Source organism: Gilliamella sp. Occ4-3, from assembly GCF_001690675.1.
Taxonomy (GTDB): domain Bacteria; phylum Pseudomonadota; class Gammaproteobacteria; order Enterobacterales; family Orbaceae; genus Gilliamella; species Gilliamella bombi.
In genome coordinates this window covers 1-20,666 of the sequence record NZ_LZHR01000054.1, presented here as the reverse complement: position 1 = coordinate 20,666, position 20,666 = coordinate 1, and the positions used below count along the sequence as shown (strand labels likewise).

The window sequence follows — 20,666 nt, the reverse complement described above, 5'->3', positions numbered from 1 at the left end:
AAATTAGATAACACCTTCCCAATGCAAGGTGATTTGAGCAATGATTGCTGCCAAAATAAAAGTGCCTGAAAATACCGCTAATGAAACAGGAATAATTCGCCATGAGATACTTTTAAATAATGCTAAATCTTTACCAATAGCCAATCCAGCATAAGCAAGCACTGGGGTACAAACCGCCAATAAAGAAACCTTGTCAGTAAGTGAAACAACTTGTTCATGAAAAGGGAAAATAGGTGATGAAGCCACTGCGGCTACAACTGATACCCATAAAATAACTGGAAATTTGTTTAATACTGGAATTTTGCCAACAAAATAACCAACAATTGATATAACAACTAAAATTGATAACGCTTCTAATGACAGTATAAAATCAATTTTGTAACCTACTGTATTACCAGCAGCCATAATAATGGCAACTAAGATCAGTAAAAATATTGTTTCTAAACTTTTCATTATAGTGCTCCTTCTTTGTTACGTCGTAAACGCGAAAAAATGTTATATAAGAAAGAGGCAAATGGTAGTGAAAATAATGTATAAATATAAATGCCAACAACACTCGACATTAAGTTTGCTGTTGTTGCATAGGCTTTGATTTCACTAGCCATTTCTGGATAAAGGTCACTTATTGGAGCAAGTGATGCCGCCATCATACTACCACTTCCAACCCCAGCTCCCATGGCTAAAGCATAAGGATGGAGAATATCTAGTTTTGCCATCACACTGGCTAGTATACTCATCCAAATAGCGCCATAAAGTGTGCCACAAACATACATCGCCATAACGCCTCGACCTTCAGCGGAATCCAATCCATATTTATCTGCAACAATTGCTATATTCGGTTCGCGAGCAACAGAATAAGTTGCACCTACAGCTTCACGTTTCATGCCTAATATCATTGCTAGTGGCAAACCCAATAAAATCGTACCAGCAAAATGGCCTAATTCCTGAAAAATTAATGCTAACTTAGCATCTTTTAGAATCATATCAATCTTAGGACCGACAGAAACGCCAAGCTTGGCAATAAGTAACATCAAAGTTACAATCATAATGGCGCTGGCATTATTCATATTGTTTAGTTTTAATATCTTTAATTTGGGAACACTTATTACTCCACCAATGATCATGGCGTATAACATCGGATACACTGCGATAATCCAAATAGACTGCTTACCGATAAACTCACATGCCAAAACAACGACTAATGCAAGTAAATGCACTTTATAATCTCGTAAAACTTTCATTCTTACTCCTTAATTTATTTAAAATATTTTTAAATTATCGTTGCCCTAATGTATTTTTAAAATGATCTAAAGCCCATTGATGACCGATTGGATCAACGCTGGTTACAGCATTTTTCGCGTAATCGTAAATCAAGATCCGTCTCGCAAAAAGCTGAATAGTGGCGCTTATTTATCCAATAGATATGATTAGTATTTTTATATTTTTGATAAAGGTTATTTAAACTACCAAATAATTGTTGTACTAAAGTAGCAATTATATTATGAGGCGGAAAAAGAGAATATTCAGGGTGAAATCTATCAGAAGGGTCATTAGAATCGATAGCAAAAACGACAAAATTATTATTTTTTATAAATGATTCTGCTACGTTTAGCATTTCTGCTTCAATTTTTTGACCAGCTAGGCCTGTAGTTAAAGCTCCATTATCAGCAACAAAATCATTCGTATAATCAATTGAAATTAACGCTTTCATATCAAGTAAATAAACTATTAAATAATATTAAAGCTTATTAATAAATATTTGATATGACAAGTTATTTTCAATAAGTAATTTGATTATATTTTTTATAAAATTAAGATCTAATTGGTATCTTTTTGAATTTAATTTATTTTATAAAAACTTTTATAAAGTAAATTTATTATCAAAAACTAACTATAAATAAATTAAATGAAAATTATTTTAAATCATGGTCTTTATACCCTGATAAATTGCTCTATAATAATTATTATTTTGCTAATAGTACACAGGATATTTTAATGAGAACAATTTATTGCGGACAACTCAATGCAAGTTATATTAATCAAGAAGTAACATTATGTGGTTGGGTCAATAAACGCCGAGACTTAGGCGGTATGATTTTTATCGATATGCGTGATCGTGAAGGTATTGTACAAGTTTTTTTTGATCCTGATTATCAACAAGCATATCAACTTGCTGGTGAACTTCGTAATGAATTTTGTATCCAAATTAAAGGCAAAGTAAGAGCTCGTCCGGAAGGTCAAATCAATAAAGATATGGCAACCGGAGAGGTTGAAATTTTGGCAACTGAATTGAAAATATTTAACCGTAGCGATGTATTGCCTCTTGATTTCAATCAAAACAACAGTGAAGAGCAACGTCTAAAATATCGTTATATTGACTTGCGTCGCCCTGAAATGGCAACGATCTTTAAAACGCGAGCTAAAATTACCGCATTTGTTCGTTCATTTATGAACGAACATGGTTTTTTAGATATTGAGACACCAATGTTAACCAAAGCAACTCCTGAGGGCGCACGAGATTACTTGGTTCCAAGTCGAATTCATAAAGGTGAGTTTTATGCGCTGCCACAATCGCCACAATTATTTAAACAATTGCTAATGATGTCAGGATTCGACCGTTATTATCAAATTGTAAAATGTTTTCGCGATGAAGATTTAAGAGCCGATCGTCAACCTGAGTTTACGCAAATCGATGTTGAAACTTCATTTATGACAGCAGAGCAAGTGCGTGATGTTATGGAGAAGATGATTCGTGAGCTTTGGTTACATGTGAAAAATGTGGATTTAGGTAAGTTTCCTATTATGACTTTTGCTGAAGCGATGCGTCGCTTTGGAAGTGATAAACCTGATCTGCGTAATCCGCTTGAAATTATTGATGTGGCTGATTTGGTTAAAGATGTTGATTTTAAAGTGTTTTCAACACCAGCTAACGATCCGAAAGGACGCGTTGCGTTGCTTTGTGTTCCAAACGGTGCACAATTAACACGTAAACAACTTGATGAATATACGCAATTCATTTCAGTTTACGGCGCAAAAGGTATGGCTTGGATTAAAGTTAATGAACGTAGCAAAGGGTTAGAAGGTGTACAAAGCCCAGTTGCTAAATTCTTTAATGAATTGCAAATGGAAGCACTGCTTAATCGTGCCAATGCTAAAGATGGTGATATTTTATTATTTGGTGCCGATAGCTATAAAGTAGTGAGTGATGCGTTAGGGGCATTACGTTTAAAAGTTGGTAAAGATTTAGGTTTAACCGATGAAAGTAAATGGGCGGTACTTTGGGTTATTGATTTCCCGATGTTTGAACAAACAGATGAAGGTTTAAGTGCTATGCATCATCCATTTACGTCACCAAAAGATTATACACCAGAAGAACTTCTGAATAATCCTGAAAATGCTGTTGCAAATGCTTATGATATGGTAATCAATGGTTATGAGGTTGGTGGTGGATCGGTTCGTATTCACCGTAGCGAAATGCAACAAGCTGTCTTTTCAATTTTAGGTATTAATGAACATGATCAACGTGAGAAATTTGGTTTTTTACTTGATGCATTAAAATATGGCACACCTCCTCATGCAGGATTGGCATTTGGATTAGATCGATTAAGTATGTTATTAACTGGAACGGATAATATTCGCGATGTAATAGCGTTTCCTAAAACTACAGCAGCAACTTGTTTACTTACTGATGCTCCAAGCCCAGCCAATATTGCAGCATTGACTGAACTTGGTATTGAAGTAAGTAAAAAATAGTGATATTTGATGCGAAAATTCAAAAAACCTGAATCTGTTCTGGTGGTGATTTTCTGCCAGATAACAAACCGTTGTCTTATGTTACAGCGCCAAGACGACCCATGTTTTTGGCAATCAGTAACAGGTAGTATGGAAAATAATGAGCTACCACGAGAAACAGCAATTCGTGAGGTTTTTGAAGAAACAGGCATTGATATTATAGGGCAAAATCTTGAGTTAATTGATGCAAAGTATTCCGTTGAATTTGAGATTTTCCCGCAATTTAGACATAAATATGCACCAGAAGTTAAGCTAAATAAAGAACATTGGTTTTATCTGCCTATTATTAATGAGATAATACCAGTACTTACTGAGCATTTAGATTATCAATGGTTAACAATTGATGAAGCAATCAATCTTACTTTATCTCCAAATAACAGTGAAGCTATTGGTAATATTCACAATTTGATTAAATCTAATTAAGAGGTTTGAAAATGAAATTAAGCCTATATGCCGTTGCGTTGTCCTGCTTATGTTTTTTTGTACCAACTTGTAATGCCGATATAAATATAACAAAGTGTCAACCTAATCAAAATGATTATATTATTTTTGATGAGTATGACGTTAAAATATCAGAGAAGATAATTGATTATAAATTACATGATCAACCTGAAAAACGTGAAAATAGTATTATTCAGATATTTGCTAATGAAAATAGTGATGATCGAAATGACTGGATAGCCTCGTTTCTATTTGATGATCAATCTGAACAATTTTTATTTTATCAAGCTGAGCAAGATAAATTTATTGAAATCGATAAAAAACAATTTGATGCCTTATTACCTAAAATAGTTGAGTGTAATCAAAATAAACAAGTACCTATATATAGTGAAAACTTTGATGCAGACTAGTTAAATATCAAAGCTACATTAGTATTAAGTATTAAAAATGATTTTAGGATTTGGTTAACTAAAGACTATTAAGTAACAGGGAGTAGTAATAAATGAATTTTTCAAATTTTAGAGATTTTTTAGATTATCTTGAACAACAAGGTGAATTAAAAAAAATTACTTTTCCTGTTAATCCTTATCTCGAAATGACCGAAATTGCTGATCGTGTTTTACGTAATGGAGGCCCTGCTTTATTATTCGAAAATCCGATTGGTTATGATATGCCTGTTTTATGTAATTTGTTTGGTACCGCTAAACGTGTTGCAATGGGAATGGGGCGTGAAGATACTTCAGCTTTGCGTGAAATTGGTGAGTTATTGGCATTTTTACGTGAACCGGAACCCCCTAAGGGCATACGGCAATTTTTTAATGTATTACCTAAGTATAAACAAGTACTAAATATGCCTGTCAAACATCGTTCTTCAGCACCATGCCAAGAGGTGATTTTTAAGGATGATGAGGTGGATTTGACTCGCTTACCTATTATGCATTGCTGGCCCGATGATGTAGCACCTCTGTTATCATGGGGACTGACTATTACTAAAGGCCCTTATAAAGATCGACAAAATGTGGGCATTTATCGCCTGCAACTTTTAGGAAAAAATAAATTGATCATGCGCTGGCTTTCACATCGTGGTGGTGCACTTGATTTTGCCGAATGGCAACAAGCACACCCAAACGAAAGATTTCCAGTTAGTATTGCTATTGGAGCTGATCCAGCAACCATTTTAGGTGCAGTGACACCAGTGCCAGATACTCTACCTGAATATGCTTTTTCTGGATTATTACGTGGTAGCCGAACAGAGGTAGTCAAATCGTTATCGAATGATTTAGAAGTTCCAGCTAGTGCAGAGATAATTCTTGAAGGTTATATTGATCCTAATGAGTTAGCATCAGAAGGTCCGTATGGTGATCACACAGGTTATTATAATGAAGTTGAGCAATTTTCCGTATTTACCGTAACGCACTTAACTCGCCGGAAAGATGCGATTTATCACTCAACTTATACAGGTAGACCACCAGATGAACCCGCAATCATGGGACTTGCTTTGAATGAAGTTTTTATTCCAATTTTACAAAAGCAGTTTCCTGAAATTGTTGATTTTTATTTACCGCCAGAAGGATGTTCATACCGTATTGCGATTGTTACTATTAAAAAGCAATATCCAGGTCATGCTAAACGAGTTATGATGGGAATTTGGTCGTATTTAAGGCAATTTATGTATACCAAATTTGTAATTGTCTGTGATGATGATATTAATGCACGTGACTGGAAAGATGTAATGTGGGCTATTTCGACACGTATGGATCCTCATCGGGATACGACTTTTATTGATAATACACCGATCGATTATTTAGACTTTGCTTCACCTGTATCAGGATTAGGATCTAAAATGGGTTTAGATGCTACCAATAAATGGCCAGGTGAAACAAATCGTGAATGGGGAAAGATAATTAAGAAAGATCCAAAAGTCATTGCCCATATTGACGAAATTTGGGATGAGTTAGGTTTATAGAATTATCTTTAATCAATATTAATTGTATAAATAAAATAGTCCAAATAAGAATTAAACAAAAACTATTCCCTTATATTGCATTTATGTATAATTATTAAAATTGCTATAATAATTAAAAAATATGAAAAAAATTCAAATATTGTTAGTACTATTGTTATCTATTTCTTATAGTGCAATGGCTACAAATTATAAGACGCAATCAGATGATACTCAATTAAAGCTTAAAGCGTCAGATTCATTGCTCCCTTCTTTACGTTTGTCTGCAGAAAAAGGGAACTCAGAAGCTCAGTACTCATTAGGAAATATTTATAAACAAGGATTAGGTGTTGAGGTTAGTGATGTTCGAGCTTTTTTCTGGTATAAAAAAGCGGCTGAACAAGGGCTTGCCAAAGCACAAAATAATTTAGCATTTATGTACCAAAGTGGTTTAGGTACTGAACCTGATTTAAATGAAGCATTTAAATATTTTAAATTAGCGGCAGATCAAAATTATGCATTAGCTAAATATAATTTAGCTTTAATGTATAAAGAAGGCAATGGAGTAGAAAAAAACATACCGACTGCGATTGATTATTTTACACAGGCTGGTGATGAAGGTATTTATGACGCTTATCTAAATCTTGGTATTATGTATTTTTTTGGTGATGGCGTAAAAGAAGATCGCATGACGGCAGCTGATTGGTTTAGTAAAGCAGCTAAAGATAATATTCCAGAAGCACAATATTATTTGGGGTTAATGTCTGAAAATGGCGATGGTTTAACCCAAGATTATGTGGCAGCTAGCTATTTTTATACACAAGCGGCAGAGCATGGCCATGTATTAGCGATGTACAATTTAGCAATTATGTATGTAACAGGTACAGGAACTAAACCGGACAATACGCAAGCGGCATATTGGTTCACTAAAGCCGCTGAAGCTGGTAATGCTGATGCTCAATATAATATTGGTGTGATGTATGATGTAGGTGGAGGAGTGCCTAAAAACGAGGAAAAAGCCGTTGAATGGTATCTAAAAGCTGCAGAGCAGGGAAGTGTTGATGCTCAATATAATTTAGGTGTTAAATATCTAGAAGGCGAAGGTACGGATAAAGATCAAGAGCGTGCTATTTATTGGTTTACTAAAGCTAGCGAGCAAGGAGATCAAGACGCTAAAGCTTATTTAGAACAATTATTACCGGAAAATTAAAAAAGGCATTAGCCTTTTTTAATTTATCCAGAGTTTCTCATACCCGCTGCGATTCCTGAGATGGTGATCATTAGCCCTTGTTCAACTATGATGTTTTCATTATTATTATCATTATCGTTGTTTTTTCGTGAACGACTCAGTAACTCTACTTGTAACAAGTTTAATGGCTCAATATAAGTATTACGTAAGGCCACCGACTGCGCTATCCAAGGTAAATCAGCCATTAGGCTAATATCATCAGTAATAGTTAATACTGTATTGATATCTTGGGTTAGCAAATTTCTTAATTCTTCACCTAATGGCCATAATGCAGGATCGACTAAACGTTGTTCGTAATATTGGTGAATATTTGGTGCAGATTTTGCGTAAACCATTTCAAGCATACCTAATCGGGCATTAAAGAAAGGCCAATTGTGGTACATCTCTTTAAGAATGTTTTGTCTGCCTTCTCCAATAACAGCTCTAAGTGCACTACCTGCTCCGAGCCAAGATGGCACCATTAAACGGTTTTGTGTCCAAGCAAAAATCCAAGGAATAGCACGTAAACTTTCAATCCCTCCACCTGTTCGGCGTTTTTGTGGTCTTGAGCCTAGTGGTAATCTGGCTAATTCAACCTCTGGTGTTACTGCTCTAAAATAATCAACAAATTCAGCTCGTTCTCGTACATAACTACGATAACAATGGCATGAAATTTCTGACATTTCATCCATAATATTGCGCCATTCCTGTTTAGGTGCTGGTGGTGGTAATAAGTTGGCTTGTAAAATAGCAGAAGTATAAAGCATAAGACTACTAAGAGCCACTTCTGGTAGACCAAGTTTAAAGCGGATCATTTCACCTTGTTCAGTAACTCTAAGTCCTCCTTTTAATGATCCTGGTGGTTGCGAAAGCAGTGCGGCATGAGCTGGTGCGCCCCCTCGACCAATTGATCCTCCTCGTCCATGAAATAACACTAAATTGATATTATATTTTTCAAATAAATTAACTAATTCCTCTTGTGACCGATATTGTGCCCAAGACGCGGAAAAAGTACCTGCATCTTTAGCCGAATCAGAATAACCTATCATTACCATCTGTTTACCTTGAATTTTATTGTAATACCAAGGGATATCCAGTAGTTTTTGCATGACTGATTTAGCATTATTTAAGTCTTCTAGAGTTTCAAATAACGGTACTATGGGAATGTGTTTGTGGCAGTCAACGATTTTTAATAATAAATAGACCGCTAAAATATCAGAAGGGGCTTTAGCCATTGATATTACGTAAGAGGCAATTGATTCTTCGCCCGCTTTCTTTATTACACGACAAGTATCTAATACTTCTTGAACCATTTGATCTGGTTGCCAACTGTAAGGTAATAATGGTCGATTTGATTGTAATTCTGCTAATAAAAACGCTTGTTTTTCTTCTTCAGACCATTGAGCATAGCTACCTAAGTTAAGTTCTTTGGTTAATGCGTCAAGCGCTTCTGTATGTACTGAACTGTCTTGACGGATATCTAATCTGACTAATTGTAACCCAAAGCTTTTTATACGACGCAGTGTATCTAACAATGGTCCATGAGCAATTGTTGACATTCCATTGTCAATTAACGATTCATAACATACATAAAGCGGATTCCACAACTGCTCATTTTTAATCAAAATATCGCAAGGCGCTAATATAGGTTCATTATTCAATAAAGCTTCAATATAGTTGTGAGTTTTGATTAAACGTGTTCGTAACTGCTTCATTACAGCTCGATATGGCTCTGAAACGTTTTTGTTTTTTTCATCTAACAGTTCAATGACCGAATTACTGCATTCCGTCATTGAAAGTTCACGAACAAGTATTTGAATATCTGCTAAAAATAACTCAATTGCCTTTAATCTGGCTTGTAACATGACTTTTTCAGTTACTTTTGCTGTGACATTTGGGTTACCATCACGATCACCCCCCATCCATGAGGTAAATTTAATAGGGACATTATCAACGGATAATTGTTCATCAAACGCATCAACTAACTGATCATTAAGTTCACGTAAGAATAGAGGTACCCCATTCCATAGACTATCTTCAATGACTGAGAATCCCCATTTTGCTTCATCAATTGGAGTAGGTCGTTTTTTACGTATTTCGTCAGTATACCAAGCCTGACAAACTAACTGCTTCAAACGTCGCATAATACGCTCAATTTCGTAGTCAGCTAAATCATCATGGTCCAGTTGTGATAGACAGTTATTTATAGCAGTATAAGTATTAATCATCGTTCGGCGATTAATTTCGGTCGGATGTGCGGTTAACACTAATTCAATTGACAAATCATTAATTTCTTTTGTAATAGTTTGATTTGAAAAATTAAGGTTTTTTAGTGTGCTAAATAATTCGGTCATTTTTTTAGGACTACTAGAAGCTTCCCCATGGGGTGAAATACCATAATACTCAGCGGCTGTATTGACCAAATTCAAAAACTGATTGAATGCCCGTGCAACGTGTAATAAATCGTCATCATTAAGGTTTTCTATTAATTTAAGTAACTCATTATGAGCTTGAGTATCTCCTTGTTGAGCTGATTTTGATAATTGTCTTACCATTTCAACTAAATCAAATGTTTCATTACCGGTAGCACGTTTGATTGCGTTCCCTAGTAAAGTACCTAACATATTGACATTACTTCTCATTGATGAGTATTGGTTATTCATGATTTTCTCGTCTTCGATTTTATTATGCCTAAGCACCTTTAAGCTGTATGAATCAAAATGACAATTTAATGGGATAGGTATAATGTTGATTAATGTGCATAAGTTATACTTTATTACAATTTGATTTTGAATTTAAATAATAAAATTTTATGGTTTTTATTTGTTTTAGTTGTTTTAATTATATCTATCATGAAAAATTAGACTTCGAATGTTTATTCGATATTAGAAATATTCATTAGAAAACTTATTTAACAGGATTATTTTTTATGAATACAGTGGTAAACTGTATCTTGATATCATTTGGGTATATACTAGCTATATTATGAATACACATTGGATTATTTAATGATTGCTGTTTTTTATATCGCGTCGATTATTGCTGTCGTTGCTAGTATAAAAGTAATTAGTAGTTTACGTGTTGATAAAGCAATTTTATATCTTGTTATTTCACTTTTTGCTTCAGCATTAATATTTATTCTACTTAATACATATTATTCAGCTATTTTATATATTTTACTGTTTATTGGTGGATCGGTAACTCTTTTTTTACTTGTCGCTTCAATTTTGAAAATTAAAGATGATAATGTTGAAAACCACAAGCAAGGAATTAGTCCTAAAATCTGGTTAGGTCCACTTGTCTTAGCATTTGTATTATTAGTCGCCCTAATTTATAGTGTAGTAAGTACTGACTATTCAGAACTGAAAGAGTCTCATGAATTAATGCATGAAATGTCTAAATATGCATACATTTTGATAGCTGAATTGGCACTGTTTTTACTATTGGGCGCAGTTGTGATTGCTTATCATTTTATGCATCGGCTTATGTTGGAGAAATAATATGATTCCACTCATACATAGTCTTATTCTTGCTTCTATTTTATTTGTGATTGGTTTGTTAGGAATAATGATTCGACGCCATTTCTATTTTTTATTACTTAGTCTTATTATTATGAATAATGGGGTTATAGTTGCGTTGTTTGCAGCAAGTAGCTATTGGCAACAATCTGATGGGCAAGTACTTGCTATTTTAGCAGTAATAACTGCCTTAGCCGAAGTTTGTGTCGGTCTTGCATTGATGATAAAACTATTTTACCGTCGAAAAACATTTAATATTGACTCATTGAGTGAAATGAAAGGATGAATTTACTTTATTTAACTATTATTGTTCCCTTATTTTCTTTTTTAGTATTGGTGAGCTTGGGAAGACATATCAGATCAATTAATGTGATAATTATTGGTATTACTACTATGCTGATAATAGCATTAATTACTGTATTTTCTTGTATCGATTTTAGTTCAAATACAGTACCTGATATGACCTTAGTTTACACTCGACCACTGTGGAATTGGTTTTCGGTAGGTGACTTTTCAGTACCTATTTCCTTAACCTTGGATGGATTATCATTAACCTTTTTAGCGTTGATTTCATTTTTTGGTTTTTGGGTATATTTTTTTGCAGCTTGTGATTTAACTTCAAAAAAAGATATTTATACCTTTTATGCTTACAGTAATTTATTAATTGCTAGCATATTAACTATAATATTGGTCAATAATTTGTTTGTTATGCTAATGGGTTGGGAAGGTTTGAGTATAAGTGCTTACTTGCTCATTGGTATTTACTATAAACAGCCTCGTAATGGTTATGCTGCAGTTAGAGCATTTGTGATTATGCATTTAACTGATATTTTTCTAATTATTGGTATATTTTTACTGTATCAAACTCTAGAAACATTAAATATCCGTGACGTTTTGACGCAAGCACATGATAATTTGGCTGTTGATTCTGATATCATATTTTGGATTACTCTAATGCTATTTCTTGGGGCAATGGGCAAGTCGGCATTATTTCCTATGCATTCATGGTTTGCTGAAACAACATTAGCTCCAATGCCTGCGATGGCTTTATTGCAATCTTCAACAGTAATTTTAGCTGGTGTGTATTTAGTTTTAAGACTTAGTGATTTGTTTATGATGTCGAGCGATGTTCTTGCTATTATAGCAATGATTTCATCATTGACTATATTATTTGCTAGCACCATTGCATTAGTGCAGTATGATATTAAACGAATTGTTACATATATTAATTTAACGCAAATTAGCTATTTATTTTATGCTTTTTCAACAAAAAGTTGGAGTTTATCTCTTAATTGCTTAATTAATTATGTCGTAACAAGCACATTGCTAATTTTAGCTTCATCTATTTTAATTAAGAAATGTCAAGGTGAACGAGATATCAGTAAACTAGGTGGTCTAATTAAAACGTTTCCGATGTTATATGCGATATTTTTGTTAATCATGCTATCACTTAGTGCTATGCCTTGGGTTTCATCATCATTTTATATTAAAGGCGATATCATATTGGGTTTAATGACTCAAGATAAATTGATATTAGGAACCATTGGTTTGTTTGGTATTTTACTTTCTAGTTTGGGTATTTGGCGCTTAATTTCAATGGTTTTTTATCGTAAACAAAAACAGTATGATTTTACTAAAACCAAGTGGTTAAGTTATTTACCAATTTTCATCTTATTAATATTTACTACAGCTTTATTTATCTATTTCCCATTACCAACTCAAGGTATTATTCCGATAGCTGAGTTAGATACTAATGGGCAGTTACCTTTTCAGCTACTGCTAGCAGCAGTGACTGGATTGAGTTTTTTGATTGCTTATATTTTATATGCTCATCCAAATAGCGAAGTACAAGAAATTCTAAATACACCAATGGTTAAATTCCTTTTACGTTTATGTAATAGTGATTGGCATTATGATTATTTATTGCATACTTTATTTGTTAAACCTTATGTCTATTTAGCCCATTTTTTGAAAAAAGATCCACTAGCTTTTTGGGATAATTGGATAATGAGGGGGATCAAAAAAGTAAACGCGTTCACCGTTGATCTAGAAAATGGGCAAATTCGGTGGTATATGGTTTCGATGGTTATAGGTAGCATTTTCATATTAATGCTACTGATTTTTATTTAATAAAGGTGTAATCATTCATGTTATTATGGCTCGTTTTTTTACCTGTAATAGGCGGATTTATTGGTTGGTTATGCCATGTATGTTTACAAAGAGGCGTTGTTTCTGTCAATGTACAAATGCGTTGGTCAAAATTACCAATAATTGTAGCTTTTATTACTATTTTTCTTACATTGTTGATGTCAATATTATTATGGATAGATGCTATAAATATATTAAATCAAGGGGGAAATTGGGTAAAAGAAGTTAATCTAGAATGGATCCCTTTATTAGGCATTCATTTTCATCTTGTCTTAGATGGTTTATCTATGGTTGTTATTACCTCAACCTTATTTATTGTATTATTGACTATTATCTATTCTAGTAAAGAAAGCTTAAACAATCTTGGCCTATTTTACTTATGTCTATTATTTATGACATCGGCAATCATGATGTTATTTGTAATCACTGACTTATTTTTAATGTTTTTCTTTTGGGAAGCTGTAGCAATCCCTATCTATTTTTTAATCTCCTTATGGGGACGACGAGATTCAAGTTCGCAATTGCGTTTTAATGGTGCAAGTAAATTCCTGATTTATACTCAAGTGAGCAGTTTACTTATGCTAATTTCGATAGTTTCATTAGCTTTGATTAACTGGAATTTAACAGGACATTGGACGTTTGATTATCAAGAATTAACCAAAACACCAATTTCAAGTTATACCGAATTTTTAATTATGCTAGGATTTTTAGCTGCTTTTATCGTTCGCATACCATTTGTTCCATTTCATGGTTGGTTTATTGAAGCTCATATCGAATCTTCAACAACTGGCTCAATGATGATTAGTGGATTATTACTTAACACAGCTGCATTTGGTTTATTGCGTTTTGTTATACCACTATTTCCTAATGCATCAATCATTATTATGCCGTTAATGTTAGCATTTGCACTACTTACGGTTGTTTATGCTGCTTTACTTGCTTTTAACCAAACTGATATTAAAAAGCTAATAGCTTATATTCATATTGCTTTAATGGGTTTTGTAACTGCAATGATCTATAGTGGTTCTGTTCTTGCTTATCAAGGTGTGGTTATTCAAATGATAGCCATCAATTTAGCAATCGTCGGCATGTTTATAATTAGTGGATTATTAGTTGAATGTTATTCAACGCGAAACATAAATCAATTTGTTGGGCTTAAAGAAAGAGTGCCTTATTTATCTTCTTTTACTCTGTTTTTTATATTGGCAGTGTTAGGCATTCCCGGTACGGCTAATTTTATTGGGAATTATATGATGTTGCTTGGTAGTTATAATGCTTTTTCCTATTATACAATTTTACTAGTAATTGGTTTATTATTACTGTCCATTTCGTTTATTGTACGTATACAACCAATTTTTTATGGTGTAGTTGATAAAGGAGCTGCAACAAAATGCCGGCTTAGTAAGAAAGATCTTTTATTATTATCAACTATTTTAAGTGTACTTATTTTTATCGGTTTATATCCTCAAGTGGTTTTAGATATGTCTTATTCTGTCGTGAATCAAACACAACAATACATAACCACAGAGCGGGTAGGGGAGTAATAACCTATGATAGCTTTATCACCCATTCTTGTATTAAGTCTAGCCATCATCGTTTTTTTAGCTTTACTATTTGCTTTTAAATTAAGTACCAAAGGATGTGCTATTTTAACAGTATGCGGATTAACCTGTGCTTTAATTTGCTCTGTGATGGTTGGATATAAAATTTCTTTTAGCACTCAAGCTATTACTAATATCAGCAGTGATAATATGCAAATATCAGCATCGATTTCGGAGTCCGCTAAAGAACAAACTCGATCGAGTGAAGAAACTATTGCAATTGATACGGTGTCTACAGAAACGACCGAATCATCTAATGAAGATGAAACTATAAATATTGATAGTAATACCGAAAATAATAGCATTGACAATAAAAATATCGATATTAATTCTAATGTTGTGAATAATTCGAATATTGATGACGAGTCAACAGATGAGTGGAAAGCACACCATATCACAGCTCTATTTACTTGTGATGGCTATGGGCTACTTTACACCAGTTTGATTTTAATGATATCTATTTCCGTTGCATGTTTTGCTTATCGCTGGTTTAAACAAGAACAGAATCATCATGGATTATTTTATTTAATTTTACTTTTCATGGCATTAGGTGGTGTAACACTTGTTTACTCAAGCCATTTAATTGCATTTTTTATTGGGATCGAACTGTTATCTATTCCATTTGTTGGATTAATTGGTTATCAATATACGCAGACTCATTCGTTGGAAGCAGCAGTTAAATACATGATTTTATCTGCTATCGCCAGCGTGTTTTTATTAATGGGGATTGCTTTTTATTATGCAACTACCGGAGAACTCACTTTTAGTGGCTTAAGCTATCAACTCTCAACAATGTCTTATCCAAGTTTATTATTATTGATAGGTGTATGCTTAATGCTAGTCGGCATTGGTTTTAAATTATCTCTTGTACCATTTCAACTTTGGTTACCAGATGTTTATCAAGGTGCACCAACAATAGTCGCCTTATTATTATCAACAGTCGGAAAAGTTGCAATTTTTTGTGCTATAGCAAGACTATTTTTATTGGCACCTATTGTTAACAATGAAACTATTCGTATTATTTTAGTTATTATGGCGTTTTGCTCTATTTTGTGGGGCAACTTATTGGCGCTAATGCAAAGTAGTTTAAAGCGACTATTAGCTTATTCATCAATAGCACATTTTGGTTATTTATTAACGGCTTTAATAGCTGTGCAATATCAAGTATTAGCATTAGAAACTATTGGTGTTTATCTAATTGGCTATATTTTAGCTAATATCTGTATTTTAGGCGCGATCAGTTTAGATTCACACTCTGATGAACTTCAAGATCATGAAAACGAAATTGACCTATCAGGACTATTTTGGCGAAGGCCAATCCTAGCATTAGCCATGGGAGTTGGACTTTTATCTTTAGCGGGAACTCCCTTAACTGCGGGATTTGTTGGACGATTTTTACTGGTGTTATTAGGTGTAACAGCCGAATTATGGTGGTTAGTCGCTGCCGTTGTTATTGGCAGTGCATTAGGTCTTTACTTCTATGCTCGCTTAATTATAAACCTTTATATAAGACCTGTTTGTCGTGATGATCTAATATCAAGCAAATCTTCAATTAAATTAAAATGGACTGATATTAGAATAAGTGAATTAATCATTGTGTTATGTGCCTTATTGACGATGCTTTGTGGAATATACCCTAAATGGCTATTTAATTTAGTTAGTATGGCGCAATATTTGGCAACCTAATTAACATTTATCTGCCACATCGTTTTATTGGTGGAATTATATCAACCTAGGTAGTATTGAATGCTTTGTTTTTATACTAGAACGCATAGTTACCTGAAACTTTTTGACAAGAAATAGTTAATAATAGCTTAATTTATTATGTTATAATTCCGACCTTTAAAATTTATTTTAATCAAGAGGACCAATATGGACTTTTTAATCTCTAATGCTTATGCTACTGATGGGCAAGCCCCTGGAAGCAATCTTTATTTTTTTATCATGTTAGTAGTTTTTGGGCTATTTTTCTACTTTATGATTATGCGACCTCAGCAAAAACGTGCTAAAGCACATCGTGATTTAATGGCATCAATTTCAAAAGGTGATGAAGTATTAACTAACGGTGGACTTATTGGGCGCGTATCAAAAGTTAACGAAAATGGTTACATTGCGTTAGAATTAAATGATACGACTGAAGTTGTGATCAAACGTGACTTTATTACATCAGTCTTACCAAAAGGGACAATGAAATCACTATAATAGAGATAGTATTTATTAGCTATTATTGTTCATTGTATTAATTACCTAATACCACAAGAGAATATGTCGTGTTAAACCGTTATCCTTTGTGGAAGTACATTATGTTGGTCGTTGTAATTTGCCTCGGCCTTCTTTATGCACTTCCAAATATTTATGGTGAAGATCCTGCTATACAAATTTCAGGATCAGATACAGCTGAAATTAACGTTGCTACGCAAGATAAAATCAAAAAACTTTTAACTGATAATCATATCAAACCAAAATCACTGGTTTACGAAAATAAGTCCATTTTAATTCGTCTTGGTGATAACGATACGCAGCTTAAAGCAAAAGAAATTATATCAGAAGCATTAGGTGAGCAGTATATCGTTGCATTAAATTTAGCTCCAGCAACACCAACTTGGCTTACGGTGTTAGGTGCTGAACCAATGAAGCTTGGTCTCGATTTACGTGGTGGTGTTCACTTTTTAATGGAAGTCGATATGACAACCGCATTAAGTAAACTCACTGAACAATCCATTGAAAACATAAAAACCGAATTTACTAATAGCAAACTAAATTATAAAACGATCAGTAAAGATAGTAATCAGCAAATTTTAATACAATTTGATAATACTGAAGATCGCAATAAAGCTATCACTAAGATCAACGGTATACAAGATTTCAAAGTTGTTTCTCAAAGTGATAATGCTATTGTAATTAATGTTAGTGAACAACGGTTACAACAAGCCAAAAATGATGCTGTACAACAAAACACTACAATTTTACGAAATCGTGTTAATCAGTTGGGTGTAGCTGAACCAATTGTTCAACGCCAAGGAGCAGATCGTATAGTTGTTGAATTACCTGGTATACAAGACACAGCATTAGCTAAACGTATTTTGGGAGCAACGGCAACACTTGAATTTAGACAAGTTAATGAAGAAAGCTCTCCTAACTTGCCAGCTATCTTAAAGGGTGATATGCGTGTTCCTTATGGCTCAGAAATTAAATATATGGAGAACGGTCGTCCAGTACTACTTTATAAGCGTATTGTATTAACAGGGGATCATATAACTGATTCTTCATATCGTGTTAATCAATATGGCCAACCCGAAGTTGCAATCACTCTTGATGGCTCGGGGGGTAAAAGAATGTTTGATTTTACCCAAAAAAATCTTCATAAAGCAATGGCAACCTTGTTTGTTGAATACAAAGATACTGGTAAACGTGATGAAAACGACAAACCAATTCTTGAAAAACAAGAACGTGTTATCAATGTAGCAACGATTCAAGGTATTTTTAGTGACCGTTTTCAGGTAACCGGTATTGGTAATATTGATGAAGCTAAAAATTTATCATTATTATTACGTGCAGGGGCTTTAATTGCTCCGATTCAAATCATTGAAGAGCGCACTGTTGGACCATCAATGGGGCAAGAAAATATAACTCAAGGGTTAGAATCTTGCGCATGGGGTTTAGTGATTTCAGTCATTTTTATGTTAGTGATGTATCGTCTGTTTGGCGTATTTGCTAGCCTTGCATTAGTTGCTAACTTAATTTTAATTGTTGGTGCAATGTCTTTACTTCCTGGAGCAACGTTAAGCATGCCAGGTATTGCGGGTATTGTGTTAACCGTTGGCATGGCTGTTGATGCCAACGTACTGATTAATGAAAGAATAAAAGAAGAACTTAGCAATGGACGCAGTGTTCAGCATGCAATTAATGAAGGGTATGCTGGTGCTTGGAGCAGTATTTTTGACGCCAACCTAACAACATTAATTACAGCTGTTATTCTTTATGCTGTTGGTACAGGCTCAATTAAAGGCTTTGCCATTACATTAGGCATCGGTATTGTAACATCAATGTTTACATCGATTGTTGGTACTCGCGCATTAGCCAATCTTATTTATGGCGGACGCCGTGTTAATAAGTTATCAATTTAGAGGTTTATTGTGGTTATTAATAAAAAAGAAAATCATGATGTTAGAGATTTAAATCATGGTCGCAGAGTCCTCGACTTTTTAAAATTTGGCTTTATTGCTTTTGTTATTTCAATGTTATTGGTAGTTGCATCGTTTGTGGTTATTTTTGTTAAAGGATTTAATCTAGGACAAGACTTCACTGGCGGTACGACAGTAGAACTCACAGTAACAAAAGTGGTTAACCTTGATGACCTTCGTAACAGTTTACGCGACGCTGGCTATCATGAGCCGATAGTGCAATATTATGGTAGCAGTAAAGATATCATTATTCGATTACCTTCAGCTAAACAAGAAGATGGCAGTACGTCATCAGCTATTGATAATGCACTAGGTACAAAAATTTCCAATTTAATACATAAAGATATTGATGCCGATGCTCAAATCAAACGTATTGAATTTGTAGGACCAACAGTAGGCTCTGAACTTGCCCAAGATGGTATATTGGCAATCTGTGCCGCATTAGTGTGTATTCTAATCTATATTGCCTTTCGTTTTGAATGGCGATTTGGTACTGGTGCGGTTGTTGCCTTAGCGCATGATGTTATCATCACCGCAGGTTATCTATCATTATTTGAACGAGAACTAGATTTAACTATCATTGCTGCAATGTTATCGATAATTGGTTATTCGCTCAATGATACCATTGTAGTTTTCGACCGAATTCGTGAGAATTTTAGAAAGATTCGACGAGCAGATCCTTACGATGTTATCAACATCTCGTTAACACAAACATTGCACCGTACTTTGATGACGTCAGGTACAACCCTTGCAGTGGTCGTTATTCTTTATATTTTCGGTGGTTCAATGTTAAAAGGTTTCTCTGAAACATTAGGCGTTGGTATTGTGCTTGGTACAATCTCATCAATTTATGTAGCGGCTTATATGTCACTCAAATTAGGCGTAAAACGTGAACACTTTATGCCCCCTAAAATTGAAGCAGAAGGGGCAGATCAACCTTCAATATTGCGTTAATTATGTGAACTCTGCCATTAATTGGCAGAGTTTCATTAGACTGTTTTTCAAACAAATAGTACCAAACTAATTGACACTTATCGTTTAGTTGCATATTATTAGCCACAGTTTTATCCCTTTCATTTGGGGCCATAGCTCAGCTGGGAGAGCGCAACGCTGGCAGCGTTGAGGTCAGGGGTTCGATCCCCCTTGGCTCCACCAATTCAATATTCTGTAAGATCCTTTAAAACCCATTAAAATACAAAAAATCTGTAAATCCTTTACTAGAAGGATATAAACAAAATTTTCAGTTATATTATCGTGTTATTGGGCGGTATCAATGTAAAACGAAATTGATTTAATAAATAAAAAATCAATTAATTATTAAATATCTCCAAATATTAAACTCAATTCTATTAAAAGCGCACAATCAATTTTGTATATATAAATATAGTGCAACGATGACACCTACTAAGTGATACTTTTGTGTATAATCTAATAGTGATAGGATATAAAAAGTTAAATAAACAAAAGGTATAAAATCGTGACTTATAAACCTACCCAAGCGCCAAACAAATGTGAGAATATGAACCACATTCGTGCCGAAATAGATCAGATTGACCATTCCATAATTAAATTGTTTGCTACACGCTTTGAATACGTCAAAGCTGCCAGTAAGTTCAAAAAAAATACTACTGATGTACAAGCTAAAGAACGTTTTGACAGTATGCTACGAAAGCAATGGTCGAATGAATTAGGGCTTAATGGTGAAGTAATCAAAGATCTATATGCAAATCTAGTACGATATTTTATCGATGAAGAATTGAAATATTTCAAAAACAAAAATAAATAAAAACAGAAATTTTATTAAAAATAGTT

Annotated in this window: 17 protein-coding genes, 1 tRNA gene and 1 pseudogene; 15 read left to right on the top strand and 4 right to left on the bottom strand. The window is 33.9% G+C overall.

Going from position 1 to position 20,666, the window contains the following annotated elements; translation table 11 throughout:
* Positions 1–3: 3 nt before the first annotated feature.
* The 3 genes and pseudogenes from A9G44_RS06050 to A9G44_RS06040 all read right to left on the bottom strand — a co-directional run bounded on the left by A9G44_RS06050 (position 4) and on the right by A9G44_RS06040 (position 1,711).
* The gene (locus A9G44_RS06050; RefSeq protein WP_065609816.1) at positions 4–453 is read right to left on the bottom strand and encodes a hypothetical protein; all 450 of its coding nucleotides are present in this window, start codon (positions 451–453) and stop codon (positions 4–6) included.
* Positions 453–1,241: a DUF3100 domain-containing protein gene (locus A9G44_RS06045; RefSeq protein ID WP_034912385.1), complete on the bottom strand. Its 789-nt coding sequence runs from the start codon at positions 1,239–1,241 to the stop codon at positions 453–455. The genes A9G44_RS06050 and A9G44_RS06045 overlap by 1 nt, the downstream gene beginning before the upstream one ends.
* Before the next feature lie 34 nt (positions 1,242–1,275).
* Positions 1,276–1,711, bottom strand: a pseudogene (locus tag A9G44_RS06040) (cysteine hydrolase family protein).
* Between the two features lie 284 nt (positions 1,712–1,995).
* Between A9G44_RS06040 and aspS the strand changes: the two are divergent.
* From aspS to A9G44_RS06015, 5 genes are all read left to right on the top strand, one after another.
* The gene (aspS, locus tag A9G44_RS06035; protein WP_065609815.1) at positions 1,996–3,753 is read left to right on the top strand and encodes an aspartate--tRNA ligase; all 1,758 of its coding nucleotides are present in this window, start codon (positions 1,996–1,998) and stop codon (positions 3,751–3,753) included.
* Positions 3,754–3,762: 9 nt separating this feature from the next.
* Positions 3,763–4,215, top strand: coding sequence for a dihydroneopterin triphosphate diphosphatase (gene nudB / locus A9G44_RS06030; protein ID WP_065575376.1), 453 nt, complete (start codon positions 3,763–3,765; stop codon positions 4,213–4,215).
* A gap of 11 nt (positions 4,216–4,226) precedes the next feature.
* Entirely contained in the window at positions 4,227–4,643 is a 417-nt protein-coding gene (locus A9G44_RS06025; protein ID WP_034912393.1) for a hypothetical protein, read from the top strand.
* A 92-nt stretch (positions 4,644–4,735) separates the two neighbouring features.
* Entirely contained in the window at positions 4,736–6,199 is a 1,464-nt protein-coding gene (gene ubiD / locus A9G44_RS06020; protein ID WP_065609814.1) for a 4-hydroxy-3-polyprenylbenzoate decarboxylase, read from the top strand.
* 121 nt (positions 6,200–6,320) lie between these two features.
* Positions 6,321–7,385: an SEL1-like repeat protein gene (locus A9G44_RS06015; RefSeq protein ID WP_065609812.1), complete on the top strand. Its 1,065-nt coding sequence runs from the start codon at positions 6,321–6,323 to the stop codon at positions 7,383–7,385.
* A gap of 23 nt (positions 7,386–7,408) precedes the next feature.
* Here A9G44_RS06015 and ppc read toward each other — a convergent pair whose 3' ends face one another.
* Positions 7,409–10,066, bottom strand: coding sequence for a phosphoenolpyruvate carboxylase (ppc, locus tag A9G44_RS06010; RefSeq protein WP_065609811.1), 2,658 nt, complete (start codon positions 10,064–10,066; stop codon positions 7,409–7,411).
* Positions 10,067–10,411: 345 nt separating this feature from the next.
* On the opposite strand from ppc, the gene A9G44_RS06005 reads away from it, so the two are divergent.
* From A9G44_RS06005 to A9G44_RS05960, 10 genes are all read left to right on the top strand, one after another.
* Positions 10,412–10,903 (top strand): NADH-quinone oxidoreductase subunit J family protein, encoded by a 492-nt coding sequence (locus tag A9G44_RS06005; RefSeq protein ID WP_034912407.1) that lies wholly within the window; start codon positions 10,412–10,414, stop codon positions 10,901–10,903.
* 1 nt (position 10,904) lies between these two features.
* Positions 10,905–11,207: an NADH-quinone oxidoreductase subunit NuoK gene (gene nuoK, locus A9G44_RS06000; RefSeq protein WP_034912410.1), complete on the top strand. Its 303-nt coding sequence runs from the start codon at positions 10,905–10,907 to the stop codon at positions 11,205–11,207.
* A gap of 107 nt (positions 11,208–11,314) precedes the next feature.
* On the top strand, positions 11,315–13,051 hold the full coding sequence (locus tag A9G44_RS05995) for an NADH-quinone oxidoreductase subunit 5 family protein (protein WP_162162651.1): 1,737 nt from the start codon (positions 11,315–11,317) through the stop codon (positions 13,049–13,051).
* 17 nt (positions 13,052–13,068) lie between these two features.
* Complete coding sequence (locus A9G44_RS05990) at positions 13,069–14,613, top strand: complex I subunit 4 family protein (RefSeq protein ID WP_065609810.1); 1,545 nt, start codon at positions 13,069–13,071, stop codon at positions 14,611–14,613.
* 6 nt (positions 14,614–14,619) lie between these two features.
* Complete coding sequence (locus tag A9G44_RS05985; protein WP_065609809.1) at positions 14,620–16,356, top strand: NADH-quinone oxidoreductase subunit N; 1,737 nt, start codon at positions 14,620–14,622, stop codon at positions 16,354–16,356.
* 186 nt (positions 16,357–16,542) lie between these two features.
* A complete protein-coding gene (gene yajC / locus A9G44_RS05980) occupies positions 16,543–16,872 on the top strand; it encodes a preprotein translocase subunit YajC (RefSeq protein ID WP_065609808.1) in 330 nt (109 codons plus the stop codon).
* 68 nt (positions 16,873–16,940) lie between these two features.
* Complete coding sequence (gene secD / locus A9G44_RS05975) at positions 16,941–18,797, top strand: protein translocase subunit SecD (protein ID WP_081298275.1); 1,857 nt, start codon at positions 16,941–16,943, stop codon at positions 18,795–18,797.
* Between the two features lie 15 nt (positions 18,798–18,812).
* Positions 18,813–19,808 (top strand): protein translocase subunit SecF, encoded by a 996-nt coding sequence (secF, locus tag A9G44_RS05970; protein ID WP_065609837.1) that lies wholly within the window; start codon positions 18,813–18,815, stop codon positions 19,806–19,808.
* A 125-nt stretch (positions 19,809–19,933) separates the two neighbouring features.
* Positions 19,934–20,009, top strand: a tRNA-Ala gene (locus tag A9G44_RS05965).
* Between the two features lie 322 nt (positions 20,010–20,331).
* Entirely contained in the window at positions 20,332–20,640 is a 309-nt protein-coding gene (locus A9G44_RS05960; protein ID WP_218837544.1) for a chorismate mutase, read from the top strand.
* Positions 20,641–20,666: the final 26 nt, after the last annotated feature.